The organism is Propionivibrio dicarboxylicus, from assembly GCF_900099695.1.
Taxonomy (GTDB): domain Bacteria; phylum Pseudomonadota; class Gammaproteobacteria; order Burkholderiales; family Rhodocyclaceae; genus Propionivibrio; species Propionivibrio dicarboxylicus.
This window is the reverse complement of the sequence record NZ_FNCY01000001.1, coordinates 636,351-658,419: the sequence shown is the minus strand read 5'-3', so window position 1 is coordinate 658,419 and position 22,069 is coordinate 636,351. Positions and strand designations below refer to the sequence as shown.

Here is a 22,069-nt window from a genome sequence, read left to right as displayed (position 1 = left end):
CCGACGCCACGAAAGAACACCGTGAAAACCCTCTTCAAGGATGGCCAGATCATTGACGGCAGCGGCGCCGCCGCCGTCACCGCCGACCTGCTCGTCGTCGATGGCACGATCGCCGCCATCGGGCGCCTTGATGCCGAGCCCGGCACGCAGGTCATCGATGCCCGCGATCGCATCGTCTGCCCCGGCTTCATCGACACCCACACCCACTCGGACCTCGCCGCGATCATCGACCCGGCGCTCTCCGCCAAGATCCGGCAAGGCATCACCACCGAACTGCTCGGACAGGACGGCGTCGCGCTGGCACCGCTGCCAGAGCAGTACATCACGCCCTGGCGCAAGAACATCGCCGGCCTCGACGGCGACACCGACCTGATCGACTGGAAATTCCGCGACACCGACGGCTACCTCGCGCTGCTCGCCGCGCATCGTCCGGCGACCAACCTCAGCTATCTCGTGCCGCACGGCAACGTGCGCATGGAAGCGATGGGACTCGACGGCCGCGCCGCCAGCCGTGAGGAAGTGGCCCGCATGTGCGAGATCCTCGACCGCGAACTGGCCGCCGGCGCCTACGGCTTCTCCACCGGCCTCATCTACATGCCCTGCGCCTTCGGCGACACGCACGAGCTTGTCGAGCTGTGCAAGGTCACCGCGCGGCGCGGCGGCATCTTCGTCGTGCATCAGCGCAGCGAGGCCGACGACATCCTCGCCTCGACGCAGGAACTCATCGACATCACGCGGGCCTCGGGCGTGCACCTGCACATCTCGCACATGAAAGTCTGCGGCAAGAAGAACTGGGGGCTGATCGACCCGATGCTCGACATGCTGGAACGCGCCCAGCAGGAAGGCATGAAGATCTCCTACGATCAGTATCCCTACGTCGCCGGCAGCACCATGCTCGGCGTCATCCTGCCGCCCTGGGTGCATGCGGGCGGCACCGACAAACTGCTCGAACGCCTCGCCGATCCCGCCGCGCGCACGCAGATGATCGCCGACATCGAGCGCGGCATCCCCGGCTGGGATAACTTCATCGACTTCGCCGGCCTCGACCAGATCTTCGTCACCAGCGTCAAGACCGAGCGCAATGCCGACGCCGTCGGCCTCAACCTCGTCCAGCTTGGCGAACTGCGCGGCAAGGACCCGTACAACGCCACCTTCGACCTGCTCCATCAGGAGGACAATGCCGTGGGCATGGTCGATTTCTACGGCACCGAGGAGCATGTCATCAAGTTCCTCTGCCGTGCCGAGCAGAACGTCTGTACCGACGGGCTGATGGGCCGCGGCAAGCCGCATCCGCGCGTCTTCGGCGCCTTCCCGCGCGTGCTCGGCAAGTACGTGCGCGAGGAAAAGCGCCTCTCCTGGGAAGCGGCGATCCACAAGATGACCGGCAAACCGGCCGCCGTGCTTGGCTTGCCCGACCGCGGCCTGCTCCGCCCCGGCTATGCCGCCGACATCGTCATGCTCAACCCGGCGACGGTCATCGACAAGGGTACCTTCATCGAACCCAATCAATATCCGGACGGCATCGACGCGGTGATAGTCAACGGCGCCTTCGCCTTCGTCGGTGGCGCCGAGACCGGCGCCCGCAGCGGACGGGTGCTGCGTAAGGACTATTGAACGCCCTCACAACAGAGCCGGTATAATCGAAGGCTATGAAAAAGACCGGCCCGGCCAAGAACAAGAAGGAATTCACGCTGATCGACGAGCGCATCGGAGCGCTCACCGAGACGCTGCCCGACTCCGAGCGCAAGCTGGCGGAACTCCTTTCTTCGCGCCAGGTGCTGCTCGCCACGCACTCGGCGACCGAACTCGCGGCCCTCGCCGGCAGCTCAAAAGCGGCCGTCACCCGTTTCATCCAGCGTGTCGGTTACAAGAGCTTTGCCGAAGCCCGGCGCGAAGCGCGTGAAGCGCAATGCTGGGGCGCCCCGGCATTTCAATATGCGCCCGACCTGTCGAGCGTCTCCGGGGACGCCTTCGCCAAACACCTGCAGAGCGATCTCGACAACCTGACGCGAACCTTCGAGCGGCTCAACCCGAAAACGGTCGAGCGCGCCATCGACGCCATCGTCAAGGCGCGCCGTGTGGCAGTCATCGGCTATCGCAACAGCCATGCGCTGGCCCAGTATCTGGTCCGTCAACTGGTCCTGCTCAAGGACGCCGTCACGCTGCTGCCGCAAGCCGGCCAGACAGTCGGCGAGGACCTCGCCGGCTTCACGGCCGAGGACATGATCATCGTCCTGGCCTTCCGGCGCCGTGTCCCGGTCGTCGACCAGATCGTCCAGCACGCGCGACAGATCGGGATGCCGGCGCTGATCCTGACCGACGCGGCGACGCCGGCCAATGAAGTGCCCGGCGACTGGCGCATCGTCTGCGAAACGCGCGGTTCGGCGCAATTCGATTCCTATGCGGCGGCGATGAGCGTGCTCAACCTGCTCGTGTCGACGCTGGCCCTGCGCCCCGAGATCGCCAACAAGCACCGGCTGCTCCAGGCCGAGCGCCTGCACAGCGCCTTCAGCGAACTGTAAGGGGCAGCGCCGCAATCCTTTTTAACGACCGGAAAGGAGTGCAAAACATGACCAACGGCAGCTGGGTTTACTGGGCACTACTGTCCGCCGTCTTCGCCGCGCTGACCGCGATTTTCGCCAAGATCGGCATCCAGGGCGTCGACTCGGACCTCGCCACGCTGGTCCGCACCGGCATCATCATCGTCGTGCTCTCGGCCTTCGTCTGGTTCGCCGGCAAATGGAGCAACCCCTTCGCGCTGCCGGGCAAGACCTGGCTGTTTCTCACGCTCTCCGGGCTCGCCACCGGCGCGTCCTGGGTCTGCTATTTCCGCGCGCTGCAGATCGGCGAAGCGTCGAAAGTCGCCCCGATCGACAAGCTGAGCCTCGTGCTGGTCGCCCTCTTCGCCGTTGTCTTTCTCGGTGAACGCCCGTCGGTCAAGGACTGGACCGGCATCGCCATGGTCGCCGGCGGCGTCCTCGTCCTCGCGCTCAAACGCTAGGGGGTGTTCACAATCAAGCGCTTGATTGTGAACACCCCCTAAGCAAAAAAGAGGGAGTTCCCCTCGCGGGCAACTCCCTGGTACTTCCAAAGGCCTTCCCGACACGCGCCTAAGGCGCCGACCGGGAACGGCCTGCTCTGGTCGTTGTATTACTTGTTCGGATCTTCGCAGAGTTCCATCAGCACGCCGGCTGTGGACTTCGGATGCAGGAAGGCGATGTTCAGGCCTTCGGCGCCCTTGCGCGGGGCCTTGTCGATCAGCTGAACGCCGTTACCGGCGAGTTCGTCGAGGTTCGACTGGAGACCTTCGACGGCGAACGCGATGTGCTGGACGCCCTCACCCTTCTTCTCGATGAACTTGCCGATCGGGCCTTCCGGATCGGTCGACTCGAGCAGTTCGATCTTCGACTGACCGATCTTGAAGAAGGCGGTGCGAACCTTCTGTTCCTTCACTTCTTCGATCGAGTAGCACTTCATGCCGAGTTGCTTTTCCCAGAACGGGATGGCGTCGTCGAGGCTCTTGACGGCAATGCCGATGTGCTCAATGTGCGTCAGATTCATTTCGATATCCTTATGAAAGGGTGATGGTAAAACGGGAAAAGTCTAGAAAACCACTATAAACCGGTTTTTCAAAAACAATCAATTTCGGACTTCCGCAGAAAGCGATCGATTTGCGCGGATCAGGAGCACGATGCCGAGGACAACCATCGGCAAGGACAACCACTGTCCCATGCTGACGACCTCGGAAAGGCCGAAGATGCCGTCGTCGGGCGAGCGGAAATACTCGGCGACGAAGCGGAAGACGCCATAACCGAGCAGGAAGGCGCCCGAGACCGCCGCGCGCGGACGCGCCTTGCCGGCGTAAATCCAGAGCAAAACAAAGAGCAGCACCCCCTCCAGCCCGGCCTGATACAGCTGCGACGGATGACGCGGCGCCAAACTGCCGGACTGCGGGAAGACCATCGCCCAGGGCAGCGAAGGATCGCAGACGCGCCCCCACAGTTCACCGTTGATGAAATTGCCGAGTCGCCCGGCGGCGAGGCCAAGCGGCACCAGCGGTGCGATGAAATCGGTAATGTCGAACCAACGCTGCCCGGTCTTGCGCGCGTAGAGCGTCATCGCGACGAGCACACCAAGAAAACCGCCGTGGAAGGACATGCCGCCTTTCCAGACGGCGAAGATCTCAAACGGATGCGAGAAATAGTAGCCGGGCGCGTAAAACAGCACCTCGCCGAGGCGGCCGCCGAGGACGACGCCGAGCACGCCATAGAAGAGCAGGTCGTCGAGATGCGTCGCCGTCCACCCGGCCGGCCCCAATTGCCGGTGAATGCGCACCCGCCCGAGCGCGATGAACTGCAGGAAAGCCGCCAGGTACATCAGCCCGTACCAATGGATCGCCACCGGTCCGAGCTGCACCGCGACGGGATTGAACTGGGGATGGATCAACATGCGCTCACCGCTTCATGACAACCGCTTTTGGGCTAGAATCGTCGATTATACCGTCTCGTATCACCTGTCATCGTTACCTGGAGAGTCCCATGCCTGCCTATCGTTCCCGCACCTCCACCCATGGCCGCAACATGGCCGGCGCCCGCTCGCTGTGGCGCGCGACCGGCATGAAGGATGGAGATTTCGGGAAACCCATCATCGCCATCGTCAACTCCTTCACCCAGTTCGTCCCGGGCCACATGCACCTCAAGGACCTCGGCCAGATGGTCGCGCGCGAGGTCGAGGCCGCCGGCGGCGTCGCCAAGGAATTCGACACGATCGCCATCGACGACGGCATCGCCATGGGCCATGACGGCATGCTCTACTCGCTGCCCTCGCGCGAGCTCATCGCCGACTCGATCGAATACATGGTCAACGGCCACTGCGCCGACGCAATGATCTGCATCTCGAACTGCGACAAGATCACCCCGGGAATGCTGATGGCCTCGATGCGCCTCAACATCCCGACGATCTTCGTCTCCGGCGGTCCGATGGAAGCCGGCAAGGTCCAGGTCGGCGGCAAGATCGTGCGCACCGACCTCATCGACGCGATGATCAAGGCAGCCGACAAGACCATGTCCGACGAGGACGTCGCCAACATCGAACGCTCGGCCTGCCCGACCTGCGGCTCCTGCTCGGGCATGTTCACCGCCAATTCGATGAACTGCCTGGCCGAAGCCCTCGGCCTCGCCTTCCCCGGCAACGGCACAGTGCTGGCCACGCACGCCGACCGCAAGGAACTCTTCCTCAAGGCCGGCCGCCAGATCGTCGAACTCTGCCGTCGTTACTACGAGCAGGACGACGCCTCGGTGCTGCCGCGCAGCATCGCCAGCTTCGACGCCTTCGAAAACGCCATGTCGCTCGACGTCGCCATGGGCGGCTCGACCAACACCGTGCTGCACCTGCTGGCCATCGCCCAGGAAGCCGAAGTCGATTTCACCATGAACGACATCGACCGCATCTCGCGCAAGGTGCCGCACCTGTGCAAGCTGGCGCCCTCGACCGAACAGTTCCACATCGAGGACTGCCACCGTGCCGGCGGTATCTTCGGCATCCTCGGCGAACTCGACCGCATCGGCCTCATCCATCGCCACACCGCTACCATCCACACCAAGACGATCGGCGAAGCCATCGACATCTGGGATGTCATGCGCACCCACGACATCGACGTGCACACGCTGTATCTCGCCGCGCCGGGCAACGTCCCGAGCGGCGAAGCCTTCTCGCAGGCCAAGCGCTACCCGGAACTCGACCTCGACCGCACGCACGGCTGCATCCGCGACCGCGCCAACGCCTATAGCCAGGACGGCGGCCTCGCCGTGCTCTTCGGCAACATCGCCGAGGAAGGCTGCATCGTCAAGACCGCCGGCGTCGATGCCAGCATCCTGACCTTCACCGGCAAGGTGCGCGTTTTCGAAAGCCAGGAAGACGCGGTCAACGCTATCCTCGGCGACCAGATCAAGGCCGGCGACGTCGTCCTGATCCGCTACGAAGGACCGAAGGGCGGTCCGGGCTGCCAGGAAATGCTCTACCCGACCTCGTACCTCAAGTCCCGCCATCTCGGCAAGCAGTGCGCGCTGATCACCGACGGACGCTTCTCCGGTGGCTCGTCGGGCCTGTCGATCGGCCACGTCTCGCCGGAAGCGGCGGAAGGCGGCGCCATCGGCCTCGTCGAGGACGGCGACACGCTCGAAATCGACATCCCGAAGCGCAGCGTTCGCCTCGCTGTCTCCGACGAAGAACTCCAGCGCCGTCGTGCCGCCATGGAAGCCAAGGGCGACAAGGCATGGAAGCCGGTCAGCCGCAAACGCGTCGTCTCCAAGGCGCTGCAGGCCTACGGGCTGATGGCGGCCTCGGCCTCGCGCGGCGCCGTGCGCGACCTCGGCCAGCTCAAGCGTCGCTAAAGGCGACGCGATGGCTCTTTCGGTCTGGCTTGGTTTCCTCGTCGCGTCGATCCTGATCGCCGTCTCGCCCGGTCCGGGCGCGGCGGCGTCGATGAGCGCCGGTCTGCGCTTCGGCTATGGCGGTGCCGTGCGCGTCATCGCCGGCCTGCAGTGCGCGCTGACGATCCAGGTGACCGTCGTCGCCCTCGGCCTCGGCGCGCTGCTGACCGCCTCGGCGTATGCCTTTGACGTCATCCGCTACGTCGGCGCGGTCTATCTCGTCTGGCTCGGCTTCCAGAAATGGCGCGCGCCGGCCGAAGCTTTCGACGCTGGCGCAGCGTCCATACGGCCGGGCGGCCTGTTCGTCGAAGGCCTTCTGGTCAACCTAACCAACCCGAAGGCCATCGTCTTCATCGCCGCGCTGGTGCCGCATTTCATCGACCCGGCCAAACCGCAGTGGCCGCAGTTCGTCATCATCGTCCTGACCATGTGCGGCATCGACTCGATCGTCATGTCGGGCTACGCATTGCTGGCCTCGCGGGCGCGCGGCTGGCTGCGCAACCCGCGCCTGATGAAAGCGCAGAACCGGATCTTCGGCGGCATTTTCGTCGGCGCCGGCGCGCTGCTCGCGACCTCCGGGGGCCAATAATCGAACGCTTTGCCGGAAATGCGGTCTGAGCCGGCGCCCAATGATTCCAGCATCCCTCATTCCACTCACAAGGAGTTCACCATGAAATTGCTGTCCGTCTCGCTCGCCGTCGCCGGCCTTCTCCTCGGAACAGCGGCCCAGGCCGACGAAGCGCTGGCCAAGGCCAAAGGCTGCCTCGCCTGCCACACTGTCGACAAGAAACTGATCGGCCCGATGTACAAGGAAGTCGCGAAGAAATATGCCGGCCAGAAAGACGCCGAAGCGACGATCGCCGGCACCATCGTCAAGGGTACGCCCGCCCCGACCGGCGTCGGCTGGCAGAAAGCCGGCAACGCCACGCTGCCGTTCATGCCGCCCAACGCTGGCGTCAAACCCGACGAAGCGGCCAAACTGGCCAAGTGGATTCTCACGCTCAAGTAAGCATCCCGGGGGCGAGGCCGATGGCCGCCCCCGTCCCGGCATAACGGGTTCAGGCTCCCTCTGACAGCCGCTGCCGGGCCAATTCGACAAAAGCACGCGCCGCCGGCGACAAGCTCGCCGGATCGCGCGTTGCCAACAGCAAACGACGCGACACCGGAATGCCGTCGAGTTGCACCAGCGCCAACCCCATCGAGCGCACATGCGGCGCCCCGGCCGCACGCGGGACGATCGCCGCGCCGATGCCGGCCGAGACCATCCGGCACACCGCATCGAAATTGCGTACCTGCACCCGCACCTTGAGCGCACAGCCGACCGATCCGGCCAGCGCGGCAATCTGCCGCATCAGCGAGGTCGACCGGTTAAGTCCGACGAAATCGAGCGCCGCCGCCTCGCGCAATGACACCGTCGTCCGGCGTGCAAGGGCATGCTGCGCCGGCAACAGCAAGACCAGTTCATCCACATCGCAGACAAAACTCGCGAGTCCTTCGAGCGGCGTGTTCTCGCCGACGATCGCCACTTCGGTCGTGCCGGCGACGACGGCCCGCACCGCTTCCTGACTCAAGGTTTCCTCAAGATCGACCTTGACCGACGGATGCCCGACGAGAAAGCGCGCCAGCAACGCCGGCAGAAAGCCGGCGAAGGCCGAAGGATTGGCCCAGATGCGCAGGCTGCCGCCGGCGCCGCGGCGGTAATCGTCGAGGGTGAGCGCCAGCCGCTCGACTTCGGCGATGACGCGGATCGCCTGCTCGAGCAGCGCCTGGCCCGCGGCGGTCGGCACGACGCCTTTCTTGCCCCGCAGCAGCAGCGCCATGCCGACATGCGCCTCGAGATCAGCCATGCGCTTGCTTGCAGCGGCGACGCTGATGCCGAAACGGCGTGCACCGGCGCTCAGGCTGCCGCCATCGACGGCGGTGACGAAGAGCCGCAGCGTCACGAGATCGAAGCGGCTGAGATTGACGGAGGATGGCATTCCTTAACTTTTTACGAAACTTGTTTGAATTATTTTCAATAACACGAAGGATAGCAAGCACCATACTGAAGGTGAAGCGACATCCCTTCCCCCCCTGAACAAAGGAGTTCCGACATGAAGCAGACCTACCGGATCGGCCAGATCGTCCCCAGTTCCAACACCACGATGGAAACCGAAATCCCCGCCATGCTGCGCGCCCGCGAAACGATCGAGGCTGAGCGCTTCACCTTCCATTCGAGCCGCATGCGCATGAAAAAGGTCACCAAGGAAGAACTCGCAGCAATGGACTGCGACTCCGACCGCTGCGCCATCGAACTCTCCGACGCGCGCGTCGACGTCCTCGGCTACGCGTGCCTCGTCGCCATCATGAGCATGGGCAAGGGCTACCACCGCGTCTCCGAAGCCCGCCTGCACCAGCGCACCGTCGATAACGGCGGCCCGGCACCGGTAGTGACGAGCGCAGGCGCACTCGTCGAAGGACTCAAGGTGATCGGCGCCAAGAAAGTGTCGATCCTGGCCCCGTACATGAAACCGCTGACCCAACTCGTCATTGAGTACATCGAGAACGAAGGCATCGAGGTCGTCGACAGCCTCTCGCTCGAAATTCATGACAATCTGGAAGTCGGCGCCCGCGACCCACGCGCGCCGGCCGAACTCTGGCGCAAGCTCAACACCGCCAATGTCGATGCCATCGTCGCCTCGGCCTGTGTGCAGATGCCTTCGCTCGCTTCCATCCCGCTGATCGAGGCGGCCAGCGGGCTGCCGGTCGTCTCGAGCGCCGTCTGTACGGCCTACCAGATGCTGGCCAAACTCGGCCTCAAGACTGTCGTGCCCGATGCCGGCGCACTGTTGTCCGGACGCTATCCGGCGGTGCGCTGATCACTGCGCCATCGCGTCGGCGAAGGCCAGCGCCTGCAACTGGGCGCGATTGAAGGACTCCGCCGACAAGCCGAGCTGGCCCGCCAGCTCGGCAATCGCCGGGCCGTCCTCGCCCTCGCTGATACAGGCAAGGTCGAGAAAAGGCGCATAGAGCCCGCCCTGCCCGAGCAAGGCATCGCAAATCGCCTCGGGCAGGCTCATCGATTCAAGCACCGTCTCCATGCTCACGCCGAGCAGCACATCAAGCATCGAGAATGCCCCGGTAATGAACAGGTTGTCATACTCCTGCGGATCGACGAGGCCATGCCCCAGGCTCTCCATCAGCCGCGCCCGCGTCAATGCCGCATGCATCAGCGCCGGCGCCATTGGGTCCTTGCTGGCGGTCACGAGCAGGAGCGACAACCACTTATTGAGCTTGTCATAGCCGAGAATCGTCACCGCGTGACGGAACGACTGGATTTCGCACGACAGCCCGAAACCGGCCGAGTTGATATAACGCAGCAGCTTGTAGGACAGTGCCACGTCCTGCTTGAGCGCCGCCTCGACTTCCTTGACATCAGCATTCTTGCGGACAAGGTTGAGCACCCGGACGATCTGCGCCTGTCCCGGATTCAGGGGTTTCCTCACCGTGTGTGCCGAAGCCTGCTTGAAAAACCAGCTGGCGACGGCGTTTATCCCGGCGTCGAGGCAAGCCTTGAAAACCTCGCGATCGAAAACGTTGAGCGCGATGACGATGCCATGGAGCTGCAGTTGCGCGGCCAGCGCGCTCAATCCTGCCGGCGCCAAATGGCGCGCGTCAAGCGCGACAAAACGATACTGGAGGCCGCTGGCCAGCGCCGTCGCCACCTGCGCATCGACCTTCAGGCACAGCGCCGGCTGAACCGATTGCAGGGCGGCGACGAACTCGCCTCCCTTCGGACCGAGCAACGTTGCCGAACCGAGTTCGAGCACCGCATTGGCAGGCACGGGCCAATCGAGCCAGGCCGCATCGACCGGAAGGCTACCGCCATCAATAAAGAAAATCCGCTCGCCGGCCGGCCAGACGTCCACCAGCCCAGCCAAGGCCTGAGCCGCCGCATGGGCGTCCGCGGCACCGCTGGCGTGCAGCGTCAGCCGGGTGGCGATCGCTCGACTTTGCCCGTTCAATACCGGTTGTCGCGAAAGGAAAATGTCTGTCATACGCTTTACTCCGCCTCAACCGGCACGCTCGACCGCGGCCGCACCACGTCGCCCGAAAATGCAAAGGCATCGGCAAAGAACGCCGCTGCCGGCAGACCGCCCGCGTCAAGGAAGCGCTCGCGCACGGCCGTCACCAGCGCCGGAGAGCCGCAGGCATAGACCTCGCACCCGGAAAGATCGGGAAAATCGGCCAGCACCGCCGCGTCGAGCGACCCGGTGCGCCCGGTCCACGCATCCGCTTCCGCCGGCGCCGAGAGAACCGGCTCATAGCGGAATGCCGGATGCGCTGCCGCCCAATCACGAACGAGTGCGTCGAAATAGAGATCCTGACGCTGCCGTCCGCCCCGGTAAAGAATCAGGTCGCGCCGCAATCCGCGCGCCAGTTCGGCTTCGAGGATCGCCTTGACCGGCGCAAAGCCGGTACCGCGAACGACGAAGATCGCCGGTTTGTCGGAGGCTTCGTGCAAGCCGAAACTGCCATGCGGGCCGTGAATGCGGACGAGATCGCGCAGTTTCAGTCCGTCAAAGACATGACCGGTGAATTCACCGCCGCGGATTCGCCGGATATGCAGTTCCAGCGTCGTGCCGCCGGGCGCGCTCGCCAGCGAAAAAGCGCGCCGCCGTCCGCCGCTGAGCAGGATATCGACATACTGCCCCGGCCTAAAGGAAAAGGCCTCGCTGCCGGGCAGCTTCAGTTCGACGCGCATGACATCGGGGGCGACGCGTTCGAGCCGTTCAACGCGCGCCGGCAGCAGGCGCGGCGGTTGGTCGGCTGCCAGGGCCGGCGCACGCGATTCGATGCGCAGATCGCTGCGCGGCCGCGCGCAGCAGAACAGGGCCTGCCCCTGCGCGCGTTCGGCCTCGCCAAGCACAAACGGGGACGTCTCGCCGTGATCGACCTCGCCCTGCAGCACACCGCCACGGCAAGCGCCGCAGTGTCCGGTACGACAGCCATACGGCAAGGTGATTCCGGCCCGCAGGGCGGCGCCGAGAATCGTCTCATTCTCGTCGCCGTCGAAGGTCTGGCCACCCGGTTCATGCTTGATGCGAAAAACCATCGAAACTCCCAGAGAGTCCATCCGGTAAAATCACGCCGTGAATTCTTGGCACACGCACTTGCAGAAACTACTGATCATCGGCGGCGGCGACGTCGCCCGCCGCACCGCGCAGCATCTGCGCGGCCGCTACCGCCTCTACATCCTGCTTCGTGACACGACGCAGGCGGCGTTCTGGCGCGCCCAGGGTGCCCGCACGATCCAGGGCGATCTCGACCGGCCCGAGAGCCTGACACGGCTCGGCGGCCTCGCCGATATCGTGCTGCATTTTGCCCCGCCACCCGACCGTGGCCCGCGCGACACGCGCACCAGGCACCTGATCACGGCACTGAGACACGGAAAAAGTCTACCACAGCGCCTCATCTACATTAGCACCAGTGGCATCTACGGCAACTGCGACGGCGCACGCATCGACGAGACGCGGCCGCCGGCACCGGCCACCGCCCGCGCGCGACGGCGCGTCGACGCCGAACGCCAGCTGCGACAATTCGGAAGACAGTCGTCGGTCAGTGTCAGCATCCTGCGCGCGCCCGGCATCTACGCTGCGGACCGCTTGCCGATCGAGCGCCTGCAGCGCGGCGTCGCGGCGCTCGCGCCCGAAGACGACGTGTTTACCAACCACATCCACGCCGACGACCTCGCCCGGCTGGTCTGCGCTGCCCTCCGGCGCGGCCGCAGCAACCGCTGCTACAACGCCAGCGACGACTCGGCGCTGCGCATGGGCGAATATTTCGACCTCGTCGCCGACAGCTTCGACTTGCCGCGCCCGCCGCGCATCTCGCGCGACGAAGCGAAAAAAACACTCTCGCCGGTACAACTCTCGTTCATGAGCGAATCGCGGCGACTCGACAACCACCGCATCCGCCGCGAATTACGCGCACAATTGCGCTATCCTCAAGTGGCGGACGGCATTGCCGCCGCCAAGACCGACCCCTCTCTCTAGGACACTCGTTTGGAACACTTCTTCGCCACCTGCCCGCGCGGGCTCGAAACCCTGCTCGCAGAAGACCTTGCCGCCGCCAATGCGCAGGACATCCGCAACGTTCCCGGCGGCGTTCATTTCGCCGGCGACTGGGTGTGCTGCTATGCCGCCAACCTGCACTCGCGGATTGCCACACGCATTCTCTGGCGTGTCGCCGAAGGCCCGTACGCCCGCGAAGACGACATCTACCGGCTGGCCTACGATACCCCCTGGTCGCGCTGGTTCGGCGCCGCCCAGACGCTCCGCGTTGACGTCACGGCGATCAAGAGCCCGCTGAAAAGCCTCGAATTCATCACGCTGCGCATCAAGGACGCCGTCTGCGACCGATTCCGTGCCGATTCCGGCCAGCGGCCGAGCGTCGACACGCGCACGCCGGACGTCCGTGTCCAGGCCTTCATCACCGCCGAGCGTTGCACGCTCTATATCGACACCTCCGGCGCACCGCTCTATCAGCGCGGCCTGCGGCAGAAAACCGTCGAAGCGCCGCTCAAGGAGAATCTTGCCGCCGGCATCCTGCGCCTCACCGGTTGGCAACCGGGAACGCCACTGCTCGACCCGATGTGCGGCAGCGGCACCTTCCTCGTCGAAGCCGCGCAAATGGCGCTCGGCATCGCCCCGGGATCGGGCGGTCGCAGCTTTGGCTTCCAGCGTCTGAAGAACTTCCGCCTCGAAACCTGGAAGAACCTGCTCGACGCAGCGCAGGACGCCGAGAAGCCCGCAAAACCGATGCAGATTTATGGCAGCGACATCTCCCCGGTGTCGGTCCGTGCCGCGCTTGCCAACCTCGACCGCGCCGGCCTGCTGCCTGCGGTGAGCCTGTCTTCGGGCGACATCCGCGAGATCGCGGCGCCGGCCGCGTCGGGCGTCCTGGTCGCCAACCCGCCCTACGGCGAACGCCTGTCGGAGCAGGAGGAACTTGCGGCCTTCTATCCCGAACTTGGCAGCGCCCTGAAACGCAACTTCGCCGGCTGGACCTGCCACCTGCTCACCGCCGATCTGCGCCTGCCAAAACTGATGCGCCTGACACCAAGCAAGAAGACGCCGCTGTTCAACGGCGCCATCGAGTGCCGGCTGTTCGAATTCAGGATGGTCGCCGGCAGCAACCGGAAATAGCCGATCAACGCGTCCGCACCAGCGGGAAGCCCTGCCCGGTCGGTGACACGATCGGGTATTGCTTGTGCTGGAAGACCTTCTCGGCCAACTCCGGCACCATGTTATCGACATAGTCGGCGAGTTCCAGCGTCTTGACGAAACCGTCGCGGTCGGTATCGGCCGCGCCGTTCAAGCCCTCGACGATGACGTAGGTGAACAGCCCCTGCCCCTTGTAACCTTCGAGCGCCTCCTGCACCGACGTCGCCGCCGACAGCACCGTCGAACCGACCGCCCGCGACAGCACCTTCATCGCCGTGTCGTCGCTCATGCCGCGCGTCAGCATCGCCACCTGTAAAGCGTCGCCGAGCTGTCCGGCACTACAGGTGTCGAGCACGATCAGTTTCTTCGACGCCGGGATGTTCGAGATCAATTCCTTGAGCGTTTCCTGGGTCAGCGCGTCCTGCTTGAGTCGCGCCGACGCCGTCGACCCGACATTGGACGTGATCAAGAGATACTGGCCGTCGTCGACGGTGCCGTGACTGGCGACATAGAAGACGAACAAGTCGTCCGGCCCGACATCGCGCTGCGCCTGTTTGAGCGCCTCGACGATCGCCGTCTTGGTGGTGTCGGCCGGCGTCACCAGCGTACGCACATTCACCGACGAGAAAAGACTCCTGGCCTTGCTGCCCAGCGTCGATGCGAACAGCGTCGCATCCGACACCGTGTATTTCAGCGCCAGGCGCGGATTGGCAAAGTCCTTGATGCCGATGACAATGGCATGCATGGACGGCGGCCGCGCGACAATATTGGCCTGCACGCTGATGGTCGCATCGGTACTCTGCATGCTGTTGTCGGCGTTGAAGGCGATCGCGCGGATCGCATTGACGCCGGGCTCGAGCGGTATGTCATAAGGGAGGACGACGCCCTCGGCGCCTGCCTCCGGCGACACCGCCCGATTTCGGTCGAGCACCACCGCCGTGCCGTTGCGGTACAGACGCACATCGCCGATGCCACCGCCCTGATCCTTGACGCGCAGGCGAACCGACACCTGGCGCGCATCGGTCGCGACCGGCGTTTCGATGATTGCCACCGATGGCGGCGGCTTGATGTCGGCAACCCGCTTGAACTCGCTCAGCGCCCCGCCGGACAGGGCCACTTTGACGAGATCGGGCCGGTAGAACGACTCGCGCAACTGCGCGATGGAAAACGGCTGGCCGCCAACCGACACATCGAGATTCTGATCGCCCTTGTCCGACGCGTTGTAATAACCGCTCGGCGTCGACACCAGCCATTCGCCGTCATCGAAAGCGATCATCGCGGCAGCTTCCTCGCCGCTGTCAGCGTTATAGATGCGCACCGAAGCCGCCGAGGTAATCGCCAGCAGGCGCCCGTTGGGCGAGAACTCGGCAAAGGCCGGGCTCATGTCGAGAATCATTTTCTCGTCCGGCCGCTTGAGCGCATGGATCAGCTGGCCGTCGGCAAGATTCCAGATGCGGTAATCGCCTTTGTTGTTGCCGCTGACGAAGCGGCTCCCGTCGGGCGCGGCAAGCAGGAACTTGATCTGCGCGTTGTCCTTGTCCGATCCAAGGAAGGTGTTTTGTTCGTCGTAGCGCAGGAGTTCCCTGACGGGAAAGCCGGTCGCCGCATCGCGCAGCGTTACCGAAATCGTCATGCTGGTACCCAACGTGCCGTGGTAGTCGGAATGCGAGGTCAGCAGATAACGGCCATCGGGAGTGAACGCCACTCCATTCACGTGACGGTCGCTCACCTGCCACAGCTGCGCACCGGTCTGCACATCGATCAGGGCCAGTCCTTTCCGGGCCTGTCCCATCACCGCTATTCGGCGCCCATCCGCCGACATCGCCGCGATCTGCCATTCGCGGAAGGTCCGAATCGTCGTACCGGAGCTCAGGTCGACCTGCTTGGTGTTGAAGTACGGCACGTCAAAGAGGTTACCCATATTGAATTCGGCGCCAAACAGGTAACGGCCATCTGGCGTCATGAACAGCCGGCTGAGAAACTGTCCGGGAATGTCGCGGATCTTCTTGCCGTTTTCGACGTCCCACTGTGCCGTAAAACTGTCACCGAACAAACCGGTCATGCCGGTGGCAATCAGCGACTTGCCGTCGCGCGAGAACACCACACCAACGACACCGTAAGGCGCTTCGAGCGGAATCGTCGACTGGCCGCGCGCCGACGCGACGTCCCAGACACGGATCGCCGGTGCGACACCAGCCGACGCCATTTGCCGCCCATCGGGAGAGTAGGCAAGACTGGCCACCGCCAGCACCTTGCTTTTCACCGCCACTTGCCGATCGCCCGAGCGTGTCCCCAACTGCGGCGTCACCGCCATCATTTCCATGCACCCGGCCACCAGCACGCATACCGCCAGTGCAAGGCCCCATCCGATTTTCGCACGCATGACCGCACTCCCTCGTTTTGGTGCGGGTCGCGGTCAACGCAAGTCGGCCCGCCTATTCATAAAGAATATGCGAGCCGACGGGAAATGCCAGAAATCAGACGCGTGCCGCCACCCGGCGACACGCTTACGACGAATGCTTAGAGCGTGTCGAGCGATTCGCGCATGGCGCGCTTGTTGATCTTGCCGACACTGGTCTTGAGCAGCGCCTTGACGAAGCGTACCTGCAACAGGACACCGTGACGCGAGATGCCGGTCTTCTCGATCAGCGCCGCCGAGGCATTGCGGATGGCATGCTCGCTGACTTTGCCCTCGAATTCCGGCTTGAGCACGACCAGCGCCAGCGGACGCTCGCCCCATTTCTCGTCGGGCAGACCGATCACCGCCACTTCCTGGACGGCCTCGTGCGCGCCGACCACGTCCTCGAGTTGCAGCGACGACGCCCACTCACCCGCGGTCTTGATCACGTCCTTGATGCGGTCGGTGATCTTGAGATAACCACGGGCGTCGATATTGCCGATATCCTGGGTATGCAGGTAACCGCCTGCCCAGAGTTCCTGCGACGGCTGCGACGCGTCGAGATAGCCCTGCGTCAGCCAAGGCGAACGCACGACGACCTCGCCGGTGGTATTGCCATCGTGGGCGACATCGTTCATTTCGGCCGTGACGATACGCAAATCGACGAGCGGCAGCGGCAAGCCGGTCTTGCAACGCAAGCTCACCTGCTCCGCCTCCGGCGCATCGAGATCGGCAGCCGTGAGGTGGGCGATAGTCAGCACCGGACAGGTCTCCGACATGCCGTAGCCGGTAAAGGCGTCGACCCCCTTTTTCAGCGCTGCGCTGGCCAGGGCCTGCGACATCGCCGAACCGCCAATCACCACTTTCCAGCGCGACAAATCGGTCTTGGCGAAATCCGGATGGGCGAACAGCATCTGCAGGATCGAGGGCACGCAGTGCGAGAACGTCACGTTCTCGTCGCGCAGGAGTTGCAACAGTGCGCCGGGCAGGTACTTGCCCGGATAGACCTGCTTGACGCCGAGCAGCGTCGCCACGTACGGGAAACCCCAGGCGTGCACGTGGAACATCGGCGTGATCGGCATATAGACGTCTTCGCGGTGCAGGCGCCCATGCACCGACGCCGTCCCGACGTTCGTCGCCACGCCGAGCGTATGCAGGACGAGTTGGCGATGACTGAAATAGACGCCCTTGGGCAGACCGGTCGTGCCGGTGGTGTAGAACACCGTCGCCTGCGCGTTCTCGTCGAAATCGGGGAAGTCGTAGTTTGGACTCGACGCCGCCAGCAACTGTTCGTATTCCGACGCGAAGACGACCGGCACATCGACCGGGCCACCCTCGTCGTCGATCAGGACGAAGCGCCGAAGACGCTCGAGACGCGGCGCGATCGCCGCGACGATCGGCAGGAACTCGCGATTAACGAGCAGCACGTCGGCCTTGGCATGGTTCAGCGTGTAGAGGATCTGTTCGGCGCTGAGGCGCACGTTCACGGTTTGCAGGATGGCACCCATCATCGGCACCGCGAAGAAACACTCCAGATAGCGGTGACTGTCCCAGTCCATCACCGCCACCGTATTCCCGGCCTCGACACCGAGCCCGGCCAAGCCGCTGGCCAGACGGCCGATGCGTTCGCGCAAGGTCCGGTAGGTGAAGCGCAGTTTCCCCTGGTAACAGATTTCCTGGTCCGGCGACGTCGCCAGCGGCGTATGCAACAGATGTTTGATCAACAGCGGATACGCATACGCTGACGGCGCGGACTGGATGATTTTGACGGGCATGATCGCTCCACGATTCGAGTGATAACAAAAACATCGGAAAACCGATCGGGACGATTCATTCTCGTTAACTACGGGCATCCCGGACGGCTGAATTGGCGGTCTACCGCCACCGGGCAAGCAGTATAGCGATCTAACCGCACCGCCGACAACACGGTGACGACAACAGCGCGGCGCCGCCCTCGTCGCGGCAACGGGGCGCCGGCGTGCGCAATACCTCGTCCGGAACCGCGCGACGCACCGCGTCCAACTACGGCGCCTTCTTCTCCTGCGCCTCCGGCATCGCGAAGGCTGGCACATCCGCCGACGCTTCGTCAGGAATGACGATCGACTCGCCGGCCGGGAGGGCGACGACCCGCGGCTTGATCAGGAACAGCCGCTGGCGCTGCTGACGATCGGTGGTCTTGTGCGAGAACAGCAGCCCGAGCACCGGAATCGCGCCGAGCACCGGCACCCGGTCGGTTCTCTGCACATCCTGCTCCCGGCTGTAACCGCCGACGATCAGCGTCTGTCCTTCGTTCACCAGCGCCTGCGTGCTGAGGCCGCTATTCAGGACTGTCGGCAACTGGTCGACCAGCTTGTCCTGAACGGCCCCGTCCTCGACATCGACCGTCAGCTGGACGACGCTTCTATCATCGGACCGGATGACCCGCGGCGTCACGCGCAAGGTCGTGCCGGCACTGACCGGCGTCACCGTCGCGACGCGCTCGCCCTGGGTACGGATGTAGAAAGTTTCCGAATGATCGAAGACGGCACCAAGATTGTCGAGCGTCAACACCGAACGGCGACTCTGCACGGTGGCATCGCCGATGCCCTCGAGCGCACGCAGGCGCGACACCAGGAAATTTCCTGCACTGACCGACAAGGTCGAGGCATCGACCGCATCTTTCGCCGCCGCCCAGTTGATCGCCAGCGCCGGCGACGATGACGCTGGCGTCGGTGTGTTGTACCCCAGGCCGCCACGCCCGACGCGCGCCCCCCAGTCGATGCCCAACTCGCTCATGTACTGGCTGTTGACGTCCACGATCATCGCCTGGATCTCGATCAGCGGCGTCGGGACGTCGAGCGCCCGGATCAGCGTTTCATACACCGGCATCCGTTCAGGGATGTCCTGCACGATCAGGCTGTTCAGGCGCACGTCGGCCTGAACCGAAGGCATGCGCACGCGGGCGCCACCGGGCGTCCGTATCGGCGACGCAGTCGGCGCGGCAACGGTGGCAGACGCGGCGGCCGCCGGATCGGCAACCAGCGGCGACGCCGTGCGCAACGGCGCCGCCGAGGCCATCGCCTCGTTGTTGACGCCGCCCCGCCCACCGCCGCCGGCGCCGAGGATCAGATTGCGCAGGATCGTCGCCACCCCGGGCGTGACGATTTCCCGGTCGCGAAAAAAAATGCTTCGATCATCGACGCTGGCATGCTTGAGCCGGAACACCGCCACCTGCTGGCCACCGGCGACCGATGGCAGTGACTTGACGGTGCGTTCGATCAGATCGACGTAAGCCGGCGGCCCGGACACCATCGCCACCCCCTGGTCCGGCAATTCCCCCCACCCGAAGCGCGCGTCGAGGATACCGAGGCTCGCCAGCGCGTCGCGCAACTGGCCGGTACTGTTATAGGCCGACGGCAGGTAGGCGACGCGCTGGTCATCCGACCGGCTGACGAACAAGGTCCCGGCATGGATGAACCAGTTGAAGCCATAGACGCTGCCGAGCTTGTTGATGAAGTCGGTCGGACTCGCGGCGTTGAAACGCCCGTTCACCCCCCCCTCGATCCCGCCACCGAGTTTCAGCGACAGGCTGAAGCTGCCGGCGAAGTCCTTGAGCACGGTGTCGAGCCGGGCCGAATTGGCGTAGTGGCTGTACGGCGCCTCCGTCCATGGCGGCGGCCCGGCCGCGACCGTACCCAGCGTCAGCAGCAAGGACATCAGCGCCACGCCGTGGCAAACACGCCACACATTCCGGACGCTTCGCATGACACCGGCACCGGTCGGTCTTCTCGTCATTTCCTCTGTGCCTCCCTGATCCAGAATTCCAGCGCATCGACAAATTCGCCGATCTCTGCGCCGACCTCGTCGGCAGAAAGATCGGCCGCCAGAGACTGCTGCAGGGACAAGGCGCCAGCGATGCAGAGCGTCGCGGCCGAATCGCGCAGCCGTCCGGCCGCGACATTCGTCATGCGTGCCAGCCACCGATCGGCCATGACATCCCCCAACCCGGCCGGCAATGCCGCGATCCGCGCGCTGAACGCCACACGACCGCCGATGTCGGGACGGAACTGCAAGCGATAGCGTCCGTCGACCACGAGCGTCAGATGCCCGCGGTCGTGCCAGGACAGCGTCGGAATCCCGCGTTGCAGGGCAAAAGCCCTTAGCCCCGGAGGCATCGTGCTAGGTCCCGCCATGGTCGCCCTCATGCATGGAAAAGTCGCGGACGAGCCGCAACACCTCGGCGACCGGCTCGACCAACGCGCTCGGAATGTAGTGCTCGATCGCCGCCTCGCGCATCAACTGATGCGCCAGCGGGATGTTCTGCAGGACGGGAACGCCGGCCTCGCGTGCAGCCTCGATCATCCGCTCCGCCAGCGCCCCCTCGCCCTTGGCGATGACCATCGGCAAGGGCGTTTCATCCTTGTCGTAATGCAGGGCGATGGCCAGGTGGCTCGGGTTGGTCACCAGGACCGTCGCCTTGCGTGCCCGATCCACCGCCCCCTGATTCAAAAGCTCCTGATGCAGGCGACGGCGATGCTGTTTGATTTCCGGGCTGCCTTCCATTTCCTTGTATTCCTGCTTGACCTCGTCCTTGGCCATCATCAACCCCTTGGTATATTGACGGCGCTGAAAAACGAAGTCGGCGGCGGCGATGGCCGCATAGACGACGGCGACATTGACGATCAGCGTTCGCAGCAAGGCTGCGACGCCGACACCGACGCCCGCGATGCCGCCTTGCGGCAGGGTCAGCAATTCCGGAATGGCTGCGCGCAACAACGAATAGATCAAGGCCGCGAGACATCCGATCTTCAGCACGGACTTGAGCAGTTCAATCAAATTCCTGACCGCGAAAATGTTCTTGAGATTGGCGATCGCGTTGAGCTTTTTCGCCGACGGCTTCAAGGCTTTGAAGGCAAACAGCATGCGGGTTTGCGCCATTTCAACGAAGAGCCCGAGTCCGATGACGATCAGCAGGAAAGGAAGCAGCAGCGACAGCGCCTCCTTCACCAGCTGCCTCAGCACCGCACTTGCAGCGTCCTCGAACGGCAATGCCAGCGCACCGAGCGGCAATAACATCATCTCGCCCAGCGACTCGACAATGCGCTCCGCCGAGCCAAGCAAGTAGGCGAACATCGCCAGGATCAGCACGGTCTGCGTGAAGTCCTTGCTTTTGGCGACCTGCCCCTCGTCCCGTGCCTGGCGGATTTTCTTGCCGGTCGGCTGTTCGGTCTTTTCGCTCATGGCCAGCGCCCCGCAGCCCCCTCCCACTGCTGGCGAAGGAAGGACAGCATCCCCGGCCCGTCGGCAAGCGATTCACCGGCGTAATAAAACAGCGTCGGCAGATACACCAGCAAGACCAGCATCGCCAGCCCGCTCTTGATCGGCATCGCCAGGAAGAAGACATCGAGTTGCGGCACGAACCGGCTGATCAGGGCCAGCCCGATTTCGGCAAGAAACATCGCGACGATCGCCGGTGCGCTGAACAGCAGGCCGAGGCGAACGATCCGCGTGAATTCGTCGAGCAGCAGCGGCATCGACTCCGATCGCAGCGACGGCATCCAGGCGAAGACGTCCCAGATGCGGAAGCTGTCGTAGAGCACTTGCAGCATCATCGTCACTCCACCGCCGGTCAGGAAGAAGACGATGAAGGCCTGATTGAAGAGAATGCCGAGCGGCGACGAATCATTGCCGGTCAACGGATTCAGCGTTGCCGAAATGCTCGCGCCGCGCTGGTTGTCGATCAGGAAGCCCACCGCTTCGAAGGCCCAGAACGGTACAGCGATCAGATAACCGAGCACGAAGCCGACACCGACCTCCTTGACGACGCATATCAGCACTTGCGACGCCCCCGGATCGGTCGCCGCGAGACTCGACATCAGCGCCGGCGCGACCGGTGCGCCCAGACCGGCGGCCAGCGCGAAACGCAGCATGCCGGGCAGTAGCTGCCGGTTGAAGAGCGGCACGGCGATGAATAGCGCCAGGATGCGCGGCTGCGTCAGCAACAGCGCGATCAGGAAGGTCCTGGTTTGCTCGACAATTCCGCTGGCATCCATGGG

Annotated in this window: 20 protein-coding genes; 9 read left to right on the top strand and 11 right to left on the bottom strand. The window is 64.3% G+C overall.

What is annotated here, in order from left to right:
* Positions 1-21: 21 nt before the first annotated feature.
* Genes BLR25_RS03245 through BLR25_RS03235 form a run of 3 tightly spaced genes read left to right on the top strand, consistent with a single transcriptional unit; the run spans position 22 to position 3,001 of the window.
* Positions 22-1,614, top strand: a complete 1,593-nt coding sequence (locus tag BLR25_RS03245) for an N-acyl-D-amino-acid deacylase family protein (RefSeq protein WP_091933258.1) — start codon at positions 22-24, stop codon at positions 1,612-1,614.
* Between the two features lie 35 nt (positions 1,615-1,649).
* Positions 1,650-2,522: a MurR/RpiR family transcriptional regulator gene (locus BLR25_RS03240; protein WP_091933254.1), complete on the top strand. Its 873-nt coding sequence runs from the start codon at positions 1,650-1,652 to the stop codon at positions 2,520-2,522.
* A gap of 47 nt (positions 2,523-2,569) precedes the next feature.
* The gene (locus tag BLR25_RS03235; RefSeq protein WP_091933250.1) at positions 2,570-3,001 is read left to right on the top strand and encodes an EamA family transporter; all 432 of its coding nucleotides are present in this window, start codon (positions 2,570-2,572) and stop codon (positions 2,999-3,001) included.
* Between the two features lie 149 nt (positions 3,002-3,150).
* On the opposite strand, the gene mce is transcribed toward BLR25_RS03235, so the two are convergent.
* Both mce and lgt read right to left on the bottom strand, forming a co-directional pair.
* The gene (gene mce / locus BLR25_RS03230) at positions 3,151-3,561 is read right to left on the bottom strand and encodes a methylmalonyl-CoA epimerase (protein WP_091933246.1); all 411 of its coding nucleotides are present in this window, start codon (positions 3,559-3,561) and stop codon (positions 3,151-3,153) included.
* Positions 3,562-3,639: 78 nt separating this feature from the next.
* Positions 3,640-4,449, bottom strand: a complete 810-nt coding sequence (lgt, locus tag BLR25_RS03225; RefSeq protein WP_091933243.1) for a prolipoprotein diacylglyceryl transferase — start codon at positions 4,447-4,449, stop codon at positions 3,640-3,642.
* A gap of 89 nt (positions 4,450-4,538) precedes the next feature.
* Between lgt and ilvD the strand changes: the two genes are divergently transcribed.
* The 3 genes from ilvD (at position 4,539) to BLR25_RS03210 (ending at position 7,440) form a co-directional block, all read left to right on the top strand.
* The gene (gene ilvD, locus BLR25_RS03220; protein ID WP_091933240.1) at positions 4,539-6,392 is read left to right on the top strand and encodes a dihydroxy-acid dehydratase; all 1,854 of its coding nucleotides are present in this window, start codon (positions 4,539-4,541) and stop codon (positions 6,390-6,392) included.
* Between the two features lie 10 nt (positions 6,393-6,402).
* Positions 6,403-7,020, top strand: a complete 618-nt coding sequence (gene rhtB / locus BLR25_RS03215; RefSeq protein WP_091933222.1) for a homoserine/homoserine lactone efflux protein — start codon at positions 6,403-6,405, stop codon at positions 7,018-7,020.
* A gap of 81 nt (positions 7,021-7,101) precedes the next feature.
* Positions 7,102-7,440, top strand: a complete 339-nt coding sequence (locus BLR25_RS03210; protein ID WP_091933219.1) for a c-type cytochrome — start codon at positions 7,102-7,104, stop codon at positions 7,438-7,440.
* 49 nt (positions 7,441-7,489) lie between these two features.
* On the opposite strand, the gene BLR25_RS03205 is transcribed toward BLR25_RS03210, so the two are convergent.
* Positions 7,490-8,410 carry a LysR family transcriptional regulator gene (locus BLR25_RS03205; protein ID WP_091933216.1) on the bottom strand — a complete coding sequence of 307 codons (921 nt, stop codon included), beginning with the start codon at positions 8,408-8,410 and terminating at the stop codon, positions 7,490-7,492.
* A gap of 114 nt (positions 8,411-8,524) precedes the next feature.
* Here BLR25_RS03205 and BLR25_RS03200 point away from each other — a divergent pair, with 114 nt between their 5' ends.
* Positions 8,525-9,289 carry a maleate cis-trans isomerase family protein gene (locus tag BLR25_RS03200; RefSeq protein WP_091933212.1) on the top strand — a complete coding sequence of 255 codons (765 nt, stop codon included), beginning with the start codon at positions 8,525-8,527 and terminating at the stop codon, positions 9,287-9,289.
* Here BLR25_RS03200 and BLR25_RS03195 read toward each other — a convergent pair whose 3' ends face one another.
* Together BLR25_RS03195 and BLR25_RS03190 are read right to left on the bottom strand one after the other, a co-directional pair.
* The gene (locus BLR25_RS03195) at positions 9,290-10,468 is read right to left on the bottom strand and encodes an EAL and HDOD domain-containing protein (protein ID WP_091933209.1); all 1,179 of its coding nucleotides are present in this window, start codon (positions 10,466-10,468) and stop codon (positions 9,290-9,292) included.
* Between the two features lie 5 nt (positions 10,469-10,473).
* Positions 10,474-11,526 (bottom strand): 2Fe-2S iron-sulfur cluster-binding protein, encoded by a 1,053-nt coding sequence (locus tag BLR25_RS03190; protein WP_091933206.1) that lies wholly within the window; start codon positions 11,524-11,526, stop codon positions 10,474-10,476.
* 58 nt (positions 11,527-11,584) lie between these two features.
* Here BLR25_RS03190 and BLR25_RS03185 point away from each other — a divergent pair, with 58 nt between their 5' ends.
* Both BLR25_RS03185 and BLR25_RS03180 read left to right on the top strand, forming a co-directional pair.
* Positions 11,585-12,466: an NAD-dependent epimerase/dehydratase family protein gene (locus tag BLR25_RS03185; RefSeq protein WP_091933201.1), complete on the top strand. Its 882-nt coding sequence runs from the start codon at positions 11,585-11,587 to the stop codon at positions 12,464-12,466.
* Positions 12,467-12,475: 9 nt separating this feature from the next.
* The gene (locus BLR25_RS03180) at positions 12,476-13,618 is read left to right on the top strand and encodes a THUMP domain-containing class I SAM-dependent RNA methyltransferase (protein ID WP_091933197.1); all 1,143 of its coding nucleotides are present in this window, start codon (positions 12,476-12,478) and stop codon (positions 13,616-13,618) included.
* A gap of 4 nt (positions 13,619-13,622) precedes the next feature.
* On the opposite strand, the gene BLR25_RS03175 is transcribed toward BLR25_RS03180, so the two are convergent.
* From BLR25_RS03175 to sctT, 6 genes are all read right to left on the bottom strand, one after another.
* Complete coding sequence (locus BLR25_RS03175) at positions 13,623-16,019, bottom strand: caspase family protein (RefSeq protein WP_091933193.1); 2,397 nt, start codon at positions 16,017-16,019, stop codon at positions 13,623-13,625.
* A 137-nt stretch (positions 16,020-16,156) separates the two neighbouring features.
* Positions 16,157-17,809 (bottom strand): fatty acid--CoA ligase, encoded by a 1,653-nt coding sequence (locus BLR25_RS03170; RefSeq protein WP_091933190.1) that lies wholly within the window; start codon positions 17,807-17,809, stop codon positions 16,157-16,159.
* Between the two features lie 247 nt (positions 17,810-18,056).
* Positions 18,057-19,808 carry a type III secretion system outer membrane ring subunit SctC gene (sctC, locus tag BLR25_RS03165; RefSeq protein WP_091933187.1) on the bottom strand — a complete coding sequence of 584 codons (1,752 nt, stop codon included), beginning with the start codon at positions 19,806-19,808 and terminating at the stop codon, positions 18,057-18,059.
* Complete coding sequence (locus tag BLR25_RS03160; protein ID WP_091933184.1) at positions 19,805-20,206, bottom strand: type III secretion system chaperone family protein; 402 nt, start codon at positions 20,204-20,206, stop codon at positions 19,805-19,807. Before BLR25_RS03160 ends, sctC begins: the two co-directional genes overlap by 4 nt.
* Positions 20,193-21,254 carry a type III secretion system export apparatus subunit SctU gene (gene sctU / locus BLR25_RS03155; RefSeq protein ID WP_091933181.1) on the bottom strand — a complete coding sequence of 354 codons (1,062 nt, stop codon included), beginning with the start codon at positions 21,252-21,254 and terminating at the stop codon, positions 20,193-20,195. The genes BLR25_RS03160 and sctU overlap by 14 nt, the downstream gene beginning before the upstream one ends.
* The gene (gene sctT / locus BLR25_RS03150; protein ID WP_091933178.1) at positions 21,251-22,066 is read right to left on the bottom strand and encodes a type III secretion system export apparatus subunit SctT; all 816 of its coding nucleotides are present in this window, start codon (positions 22,064-22,066) and stop codon (positions 21,251-21,253) included. Before sctT ends, sctU begins: the two co-directional genes overlap by 4 nt.
* Positions 22,067-22,069: the final 3 nt, after the last annotated feature.

What these genes read in the sequence shown, in the direction of transcription:
- BLR25_RS03240 (WP_091933254.1), top strand. Translation starts at nt 1,650, where the DNA reads ATGAAAAAGACCGGCCCGGCCAAGAACAAGAAGGAATTCACGCTGATC.
- BLR25_RS03235 (WP_091933250.1), top strand. Translation starts at nt 2,570, where the DNA reads ATGACCAACGGCAGCTGGGTTTACTGGGCACTACTGTCCGCCGTCTTC.
- mce (WP_091933246.1), bottom strand. Translation starts at nt 3,561, where the DNA reads ATGAATCTGACGCACATTGAGCACATCGGCATTGCCGTCAAGAGCCTC.
- lgt (WP_091933243.1), bottom strand. Translation starts at nt 4,449, where the DNA reads ATGTTGATCCATCCCCAGTTCAATCCCGTCGCGGTGCAGCTCGGACCG.
- ilvD (WP_091933240.1), top strand. Translation starts at nt 4,539, where the DNA reads ATGCCTGCCTATCGTTCCCGCACCTCCACCCATGGCCGCAACATGGCC.
- rhtB (WP_091933222.1), top strand. Translation starts at nt 6,403, where the DNA reads ATGGCTCTTTCGGTCTGGCTTGGTTTCCTCGTCGCGTCGATCCTGATC.
- BLR25_RS03210 (WP_091933219.1), top strand. Translation starts at nt 7,102, where the DNA reads ATGAAATTGCTGTCCGTCTCGCTCGCCGTCGCCGGCCTTCTCCTCGGA.
- BLR25_RS03205 (WP_091933216.1), bottom strand. Translation starts at nt 8,410, where the DNA reads ATGCCATCCTCCGTCAATCTCAGCCGCTTCGATCTCGTGACGCTGCGG.
- BLR25_RS03200 (WP_091933212.1), top strand. Translation starts at nt 8,525, where the DNA reads ATGAAGCAGACCTACCGGATCGGCCAGATCGTCCCCAGTTCCAACACC.
- BLR25_RS03195 (WP_091933209.1), bottom strand. Translation starts at nt 10,468, where the DNA reads ATGACAGACATTTTCCTTTCGCGACAACCGGTATTGAACGGGCAAAGT.
- BLR25_RS03190 (WP_091933206.1), bottom strand. Translation starts at nt 11,526, where the DNA reads ATGGTTTTTCGCATCAAGCATGAACCGGGTGGCCAGACCTTCGACGGC.
- BLR25_RS03175 (WP_091933193.1), bottom strand. Translation starts at nt 16,019, where the DNA reads ATGCGTGCGAAAATCGGATGGGGCCTTGCACTGGCGGTATGCGTGCTG.
- BLR25_RS03170 (WP_091933190.1), bottom strand. Translation starts at nt 17,809, where the DNA reads ATGCCCGTCAAAATCATCCAGTCCGCGCCGTCAGCGTATGCGTATCCG.
- sctC (WP_091933187.1), bottom strand. Translation starts at nt 19,808, where the DNA reads ATGACGAGAAGACCGACCGGTGCCGGTGTCATGCGAAGCGTCCGGAAT.
- BLR25_RS03160 (WP_091933184.1), bottom strand. Translation starts at nt 20,206, where the DNA reads ATGGCGGGACCTAGCACGATGCCTCCGGGGCTAAGGGCTTTTGCCCTG.
- sctU (WP_091933181.1), bottom strand. Translation starts at nt 21,254, where the DNA reads ATGAGCGAAAAGACCGAACAGCCGACCGGCAAGAAAATCCGCCAGGCA.
- sctT (WP_091933178.1), bottom strand. Translation starts at nt 22,066, where the DNA reads ATGGATGCCAGCGGAATTGTCGAGCAAACCAGGACCTTCCTGATCGCG.